6 protein-coding genes are annotated in these 8,361 nt (G+C 38.8%); 1 reads left to right on the top strand and 5 read right to left on the bottom strand.

The window, feature by feature from the left end; translation table 11 throughout:
* Positions 1–90: 90 nt before the first annotated feature.
* The 5 genes from KQI69_RS04595 to KQI69_RS04615 form a co-directional block, all read right to left on the bottom strand.
* Entirely contained in the window at positions 91–579 is a 489-nt protein-coding gene (locus tag KQI69_RS04595; RefSeq protein ID WP_216564164.1) for an HD domain-containing protein, read from the bottom strand.
* A gap of 247 nt (positions 580–826) precedes the next feature.
* Positions 827–2,581 carry an ABC transporter ATP-binding protein gene (locus tag KQI69_RS04600; protein ID WP_216564165.1) on the bottom strand — a complete coding sequence of 585 codons (1,755 nt, stop codon included), beginning with the start codon at positions 2,579–2,581 and terminating at the stop codon, positions 827–829.
* Positions 2,582–2,583: 2 nt separating this feature from the next.
* Entirely contained in the window at positions 2,584–4,377 is a 1,794-nt protein-coding gene (locus tag KQI69_RS04605) for an ABC transporter ATP-binding protein (RefSeq protein WP_216564166.1), read from the bottom strand.
* A gap of 126 nt (positions 4,378–4,503) precedes the next feature.
* Complete coding sequence (locus KQI69_RS04610) at positions 4,504–5,529, bottom strand: AraC family transcriptional regulator (RefSeq protein ID WP_216564167.1); 1,026 nt, start codon at positions 5,527–5,529, stop codon at positions 4,504–4,506.
* 92 nt (positions 5,530–5,621) lie between these two features.
* Positions 5,622–5,945 carry a hypothetical protein gene (locus tag KQI69_RS04615; protein WP_216564168.1) on the bottom strand — a complete coding sequence of 108 codons (324 nt, stop codon included), beginning with the start codon at positions 5,943–5,945 and terminating at the stop codon, positions 5,622–5,624.
* Between the two features lie 407 nt (positions 5,946–6,352).
* On the opposite strand from KQI69_RS04615, the gene KQI69_RS04620 reads away from it, so the two are divergent.
* Positions 6,353–8,299 (top strand): fructose-1,6-bisphosphatase, encoded by a 1,947-nt coding sequence (locus KQI69_RS04620; protein WP_216564169.1) that lies wholly within the window; start codon positions 6,353–6,355, stop codon positions 8,297–8,299.
* Positions 8,300–8,361: the final 62 nt, after the last annotated feature.

Here is an 8,361-nt window from a genome sequence, read left to right on the forward strand (position 1 = left end):
ATAATAAATCTGTTATTAACATCTACATATTGTATAGATTATACTTAATGCGACAGCCACTTTTTATAAAAAAATCCTTTATTTAACAGTTCAGTCAATTCCAAACATTTCCGCACATATCTTCCTGCCGGAAGCAGTCTTAAAAATACTGTCATATGCGTGTTTTACCGCTTCTTTTGACAGACCATCCTCATACATATTTACAAGAAAATCTGCTTCCACAAGAATCTGGTAATCAATATCTTTTATATCGTTATATGTATGATGATGACCGATAAGGTACTGTACTCTCTCTGACACATCCTGCGGGAAATCAAGGCTCTCAAGCAACTTTTGTGCAAGTGCAGAGCCTTCTTTTTCCTGAAGTTTGCCATTGCAGTCTCCATATTTTTCTTCACACAAATGTATTCCTATATCATGCGTAAGTGCCGCTGTTTCAATAATAAATAATGTGTCTTTATCGACATTCTCCATCTCGGCAATAAGTTTTGCATAGCTGTGGACTTTACAGAAATGCTGTATCCTTTTGGCATCACCATTGTATAATTTTATCATTTCAAAATGTAATCTGTTTAACATGTCGTGCCTCCAAGTAAGTATTTGTTGTGACTTGTTAACTTACAGTTATTCACAAAAATATCTTTTTTTGAGTAATATTTTATCACACATTTACTTTGTAACACAATTACTTTATGCAAAGAACTCTCACGAACCTAAAGATCCGGAGAGTTCTTTGCACTTCTCTTTAAATTTTATTTTAACAAATACAAAACATATACTTGCACATTCTTTGACAAACAAATGCAGGCTTTACGCTGAATACCTGTCATTCTCCTGCACGCTGTAACTTCCAATCGGATGCTGCTGTCTGCAATTCGACAAGTTTATGATACAATCCTTTCTTTTGCATCAATTCATTGTGAGTGCCGCTCTCGGCAACTACGCCGCCGTCAAGAACAACAATTTTGTCAGCACTCTCAACTGTTCTCAGTCTGTGTGCAATGATAAGAACGGTCTTTCCATGAACCAGATTAGTGATTGCCTCCTGAATTTCGGTTTCGTTATCAACATCAAGTGAAGCCGTTGCCTCATCAAGAAGAATTACAGGTGCATCTTTCAAAAGTGCACGTGCAATTGACAGACGCTGACATTCACCGCCAGAAAGAGTTGAGCCGTTTTCACCGATAACTGTCTGATAACCGTTTGGAAGTTTTTCTATAAAATCGTGGCAATTAGCAGCCTTTGCAGCTTTGATTACATCTTCATCCGAAGCATTTTTGCGGCCGACTCTGATATTTTCCATTATAGTATTGTTAAATAATACAACATTCTGGAATACTATTGAAAAATCTTTCATCAAAGCTACCGAGTCAATCGGAGCAATATCTGTACCGCCCAAAGTAATCTTACCGCTGTCAACATCATAAAATCCTGCCGCTAAATTCGCAATGGTACTTTTACCTCCGCCGGAAGGACCGACAAGAGCAGTCACCTGTCCCTGTTTAGCCGTAAATGATACATCCCTTAAAACAGGCTTGCCGGATTCATAAGAAAAGCCGACATGGTCAAAAGTTATGTCATAGCCGTTTGTATTGTATTCCTTTTTACCGTTTTCCTCAGGATAATCCTGAATTGATTTTAAACGGTCAACCTGAAGGTCTACACCAAACAATTCCGCCATATTTGTCATAGCACCTGAAAGCGGGTCATATATACGGGATGCCGCAATTAAAAATAATATATAAGAAAATAAATTTGTTTCACCCCTAAGCATCAAGGCATTACCTACAACGATAACCGTTGCCAGACCTAATCTTAAAATCATCTGTCCTGCGGTAACTAAACTTGCAGTCATTGTTTCCGAAGATATTTGTGCCTTTTCGGAATTATCAATCTTTTTGTCTAATTTTTTGAGATACTGCTCCTCTAAATTGCAAGCCTTGATGTCCTGCACTGTTTCAAGACATTCCTGAATCCCTTCTGCAAGTTCAAGTTTTGCATCGATGTGTTTCTTTCCCATCTTAACCTGCAATTTACGAGAAAGGAGAACAATCGCAAATGAAATCGGAGCAACCCAGAGAAGTGCAAGCCCCATACGCCAATCGTAAATTAAAAGTGCTATACATACAATAGCTGTTGAAAGAATTGAACCCCAAAACTGTGCAACCGTATGAGAAAAGGCATGTTCAAAGCCTGCACAGTCACTCATTATCGTACTTGTCAAATCGGAAAGGTCACGCTCCTGAAAGAACCGTATCGGTAATGTACGCAGTTTTTCTGCAAGTGTTATACGGCGACGCTCACTTTCTTCATATGTTCCTATGTATGTCACTGTATATTGAAGATAATGCAAAATGAAGATTAATACCAACACTACAATGCCGATAACTGTATAAAGCAAGGTGTTTATGTTTTTTTGTCCCTGACCTGTCAGTGGAGCAAGAAGTACACCTAAAACATAAGCGAGCAAAGCGACAGGGAGCATTAAGCTGATATATGCCAATGCGGAATAAATAATTCCCTTAAATAAATCCTTTGCACCCTGATTACTCAGTGCATATTTTTTTTGAAGATATTTCATAACTATTTAACCTCCTTGCCGACTTTCCATTTAACAGATGTCTGATAATCTCTCCACATAGAAGCATACCGTCCGTTTTGTTCAAGCAATGATTTATGAGTACCACGCTCAATTATCCTGCCATCATCAAATACAAGAATTTCATCGGCATACTCAACAGTAGAAAGACGATGTGCAATCATCAAAACTGTCTTTTTCTGAGTCAATTTTTCAAAAGCCATCTGAATCTGGTGTTCATTTTCAGCATCAGCAAACGCTGTTGCCTCATCCAAAACAATAATCGGTGCATCCTTAAGAATTGCTCTCGCAAGTGCAATTCTTTGATTTTCACCGCCGGACAGATAAGTTCCGCCATTTCCCACAACTGTGTCAAGTCCATTTGGCAGACGCTCGATAATCTCTTTGCACTGTGCAGCTTCGGCGGCACGCATTACTTCTTCTCTTGTTGCATTCGGTCTTGCGGCACGAATATTTTCAAGTAATGTGTCCTTGAAAAGTTGTGTGTTCTGGAATACAAAGGCAATCTTATTCATCAGCTCCTGCTTGCTAATCTGGCGTACATCAACATCTCCGACTAAAACCTGCCCCTCGTTTACATCATAAAATCTTGGTATAAGCTGAGCAGCAGTAGATTTACCGCTGCCTGACGCACCCACAAGTGCAACGGTCTTACCTACAGGAATATCAAATGTAACATTATCGAGTGCTTTTTTATCGCTGCCCGGATAGCTGAATGATACATTTACCAATGATACAGAGTCATCTTTTGGCTGTCTTGGGCTCCCGGCCTCTGCCAAAGGCTGTTCATTTAATACGCTTTCAATACGATTAACTGCACTTTTTGCAGCCATAAGCTGCTCTCCTGCAAACATAACACGGTTCATCATTGTTGTGCAGACCGGAGTGAACAGGCAGTAGAAAAGGAAATCAAGCAAAACATCCTGATATGACGCTTTACCTGTTACCGCCGAAAGAATTATACAGGCAACGGGGATAAGAAGTACAAATGTGCCGTTTAACGCAACATTAAACCCTGTTAAAGGAACACGGCATTTCAAGGCATAGCCAGAGGCATATTTCTTGTATTCTTCAATCGCTTTATGAAAGTTTTTAAAAGAGAAAACAGTCTGCTGGAATACCTTAACTACAGGAATACCACGGATATACTCTACAGCCTCTTTATTCATACTTTCAAGAGCCGCCATATATCCCTCCATAAATCCTGCATTGTCACCGCCCATCATCTGTTTCATAAAGAAAAAGCTGACGGCAAGCGGTATCAGGCAGCAAATTCCGAGCCGCCAGTCAAATGTGAAGATAAGCACAAGCACAGCAACAGGCATTACAACGGCACCTGTAAGATCAGGGAGCTGATGAGCCAAAAACTCCTCTGTAAGACCTGCATTATCATCAATTATCTTGCGAAGCCGTCCGCTTGCATTTTGGCTGAAATATCCCAGCGGCAGTTTTACAATATGGTGTATTGCGGCTTTTCTCATATTTGAAGCCGTTCTGAATGCAGCCAAATGAGAACAGCACAAAGCAATAAAATACAGCAAAATGCTTAAAACTGAAAAGCCAACGGCCCACCACGCATAAGCGCCACTGTGAGTAGCAAGATTTATATCCCCTGCCACTATTGCATTTAACAAATCTCTTACGACAAACCAGATACATATAAACGGAAACATTGATAACACTGTGCTTAGACCTGCAAGAATCATACCTAAAATTGTAAGCCAGTGTCGTTTGCCCGCATATGCAAACATTCTGGATATCTCTGAATCCTTTTTCATAAGAAAATATCCTCCTTATAGTTATAGTAATAAAAAATGCTGTAGTTAGCACCAGCTAACCACAGCACCCATTTTATAGGAGTATATTTTCAATTGCAATGACTGAGCGGACTATTTTCTATCCATTCAGACTTTCTTTCTGTAAGCAGTCGGAGGAACACCGTATTCGGCACAGAATGCAGAGGTAAATTTGTTTGGATTGAGATAACCAACTCTTGCCGCTATCTCGCCGATTTTTAAATTACTCTCCCTTAGCAACTGTTCAGCTACCTGCAAGCGATACCTTTTCATATATGCATATATCGAATCCCCATATACGCCTCTAAAACACTTTTTCATAACTGTGGGAGAAATCTGAAACTGCTTTGAAAGCTCGTCAATCGTGTAATGCTCGGAGAAATTTTCCACAAGAAATGTGTGTATCTCTTTAATCGTTTTAATTTGCGCTGCCGGAAAATATGTATGCTTAGAAATATCTTCATCAGGCTTTAATTCTGTCAAAATTAAAAGCAGTTCCAAAACCTTTACCCGTATATATCCGCGTCGAATAGCTGTAGGAACCTTATATAACTCTGAAAAAATATGCTCTATTGTCGCATTGGCACGGATAATCGTAAACTCATCAGCCTGTGATAACGCTTTAATTCGATTAATATCTACCGCTAAAAGTTCAAGCACATTTTTCATTTCCTCAGTAATAGCTGAAAAATCAATTGTTACGGTTATTCCATGATAATGAGAGGTTGGAAATTCGGATTGATGTGCATTGCTGTCCAAAGAGCAGAATGAAAGGTCACCTGCCGACATATAGCAATATTGATGCCTTTTGAAAAGACACTCACTCCGCCCCTCCTTGCAGTAATTTATTTCCATTATATGAGGTGCCGGCCGCTGGTCTTTGTTGCAATATGCCATATGCATATCATTATAAACAAGCTCGATGCCCGGAAACACACGATATAATGTTATATCTCCGCTGCCACTTTCATTTTCAAGATAAAAACTGCTGTCACCCTCGTCATGTCTGTCATTTTCACGGGTAGAAGCACCGTACAGGTCAATGCTTGTAAATTTGTCGGCAGCCGCTTTTGTTTTTATATTATCATCACTTGCCAATAATATATTTTTAGCAAGTTCATAGGGACTTTTCATTCATAACCCCCCTTTTTTATCAAATCTATCCAAAGTATATCATTGGATATTTGGACGGTCAACAGCGGCTGTTCACTGCCAAGAACTCATTTTTACCAACTGCATCTGCCACAATTAGTACATTTAGTGCAATTACTCTTTGCCTTTCGCCTTTGTGGTATAAACTCAGATACTTTCACCTCTATATCTCCGCTTTCTATATCCTGTTTTTTTATCTCAGTTCTAATATTTTCCGATATAAACACAATACTATCTTTCGTCTTTTCTATTCTAATCGGCGTAATTTTAAATGTGCCGGGATTCATACAGCTTTCCACAGCATACGGCTCTATTACTTTTAGCAGATTATTGTCTTTGTCATATATTTCTATACGGTTATTCTCAAAATCTAGTTCTGTCAGCTTTTGTATATTCATATTTTCACTCTTTCTATAAATTATTATTGATGCTTCTCTATGCTATCCCTTTGCGTTCATTATCGTTATACTGAGCCTGTTTAATCCGTAAAACAACAGTGATATGGCTGTTATCCTAAGCACTGCACGAATGGTTCATAATTTTCACTACTGAGCGAGAATACTTTATAAAATGCGGGGGCGATTTCTCTTTCCTAATACTATCACTTTCAGCAACCGTTTCCAAGTACAAACATGAAACAGCTCCATCCGGATACGATAACCCCCTAATGTAAAATCCTTTACCATGCATCTGGCAAATTTGTGTAAAAGACTATAAAATAGTTTTAATAAAATCCAGATTCTTAAATTTGTGTTATAATTTGTTATAGAAATAATAAGTGCAAAAAAAATATCGGAGGTATGATATGGAAAATAATACAAAATATCTTAAACTGCTCGCTCAGAAATATCCCACAAAACAGGCTATAAGCAGCGAGATCATAAACCTAAGTGCCATCTGCAACCTGCCAAAAGGAACAGAGCACTTTATGAGTGATATTCACGGCGAATATGAGGCTTTCTGCCACATTTTAAATAACTGCTCAGGTGTCATCCACGAAAAGGTTGATCTTTTATTTCATGATACGCTTAGCAGTGTTGAAAGGCGTGAAATATGTACACTTATCTATTATCCAAAGGAAAAACTTGAGATGCTCCACAAAGAGCATGAACTTCCTGAAGAATGGTATCGTATGATGCTTGGAAATCTTATCGAGATTGCAAAACTCCTGTCCTCAAAGTATACACGCTCAAAAGTAAGAAAAGCAATGCCAAAAGAATTTGCCTATATTATAGATGAACTTCTGCATGTACAGAAAGACGAAGATGACAATCAGGTCCGCTATCACAAAGTTATACTCGATACGATATTAAATATTGACAACGGTGATGAATTTATCATCGCACTTGCAAATCTTATAAAAAGACTCGCCGTAGACCACCTTCATATTGTCGGTGATATATTTGACAGAGGTCCCTGTGCTGACATGATACTCGACCTGCTCATGGAACATCATTCCCTCGATATCGAATGGGGCAACCACGACATTCTCTGGATGGGTGCAGCATGTGGAAACAAAGCATCCATAGCAAATGTTATACGAAATAATCTGAAATACAATAATACAAGGATTCTCGAAAACGGTTACGGTATAAGCCTTAGAAACCTCGCTCTTTTCGGCGAGAAAACATATAAGGACAAAGAACCTATGGATGCAGCACTAAAAGCTATATCTGTTATCTTATTTAAACTTGAAGAACAGATAATAAGCCGCCATCCCGAATATGAGATGGATGAAAGACTGCTTCTTTCAAAAATAAATCTTAATGACTTTACAATAAAAGCTGCTGTATCTGCCATAAATAACGAAAACACTGACACAGCTTCCATTTCAGACAGTACCTCTGACTGCATCAGCAATCAGACTGAATTACTTTATAAATTGTCAGATAATGACCTTCCTACAATAAATCCGGATGACCCTCTTGCTCTCACCGAGCAGGAAAATGCCATTATGGACGAACTGCAGGCCGCATTTATGGGCAGTAACCGACTGCAGAAACATGTAAGATTTTTGTACGAAAAAGGCAGTATGTACAAGATATTTAACAATAACCTTTTATACCACGGCTGTGTCCCACTTGATGAATATGGAAATTTTGACGGAATCACCCTTGACGGTGTGGTATATCAGGGAAAAAAATATCTTGATTATGCAGATAAAATGGCAAGACTTGCCTATCTTGACAATGATAACGAAAATGCCCTCGACTTTATGTGGTTTTTATGGGCGGGACACAAATCACCACTCTGCGGTCGTGTCATAAAGACATTTGAGAGAAGTATGATAACCGATGAAAGCACATGGCATGAACCAACAAATCCGTATTTCAGATTTTATCATACCGAAAAGACCTGCAATATGATACTCCACGAATTTGGCCTTTTCTCACCTGAATCACATATAATAAACGGTCATACCCCTGTAAAGACTATCGAGGGCGAGTCACCAATAAGGGCAAATGGCAAACTCCTTGTGATAGACGGTGGATTCAGCAAAGCCTACCACGAAACAACAGGAATAGCGGGATACACACTTATATTTAACTCGCATGGAATGAGAATAAAAGCCCACCATCCGTTTGAAAGTGTCTATAAAGCACTTAGAGATAATAAAGATATAGACTCCGAGTCTGAGATAGTCTATACGGCAAATCCCAGAATACTAGTTAAGGATACAGAAAACGGTAAAAAGATAAGAGAGGAGATTTCAGACCTTAAGATGCTGCTTAACAGTTCTGCTGTAAATTAATAACAATGTCAAGCGGATATTCGCAATCCGCTTTGCTACTTGCTCATAACACTATTAGCTGC

Source organism: Eubacterium sp. MSJ-13, assembly GCF_018918235.1.
Lineage (GTDB): Bacteria > Bacillota > Clostridia > Lachnospirales > Lachnospiraceae > Butyribacter.

Excerpts from the sequence above, each read along its gene's own strand:
- KQI69_RS04600 (WP_216564165.1), bottom strand. The coding sequence starts at position 2,581 with ATGAAATATCTTCAAAAAAAATATGCACTGAGTAATCAGGGTGCAAAG.
- KQI69_RS04605 (WP_216564166.1), bottom strand. The coding sequence starts at position 4,377 with ATGAAAAAGGATTCAGAGATATCCAGAATGTTTGCATATGCGGGCAAA.
- KQI69_RS04595 (WP_216564164.1), bottom strand. The coding sequence starts at position 579 with ATGTTAAACAGATTACATTTTGAAATGATAAAATTATACAATGGTGAT.
- KQI69_RS04615 (WP_216564168.1), bottom strand. The coding sequence starts at position 5,945 with ATGAATATACAAAAGCTGACAGAACTAGATTTTGAGAATAACCGTATA.
- KQI69_RS04620 (WP_216564169.1), top strand. The coding sequence starts at position 6,353 with ATGGAAAATAATACAAAATATCTTAAACTGCTCGCTCAGAAATATCCC.
- KQI69_RS04610 (WP_216564167.1), bottom strand. The coding sequence starts at position 5,529 with ATGAAAAGTCCCTATGAACTTGCTAAAAATATATTATTGGCAAGTGAT.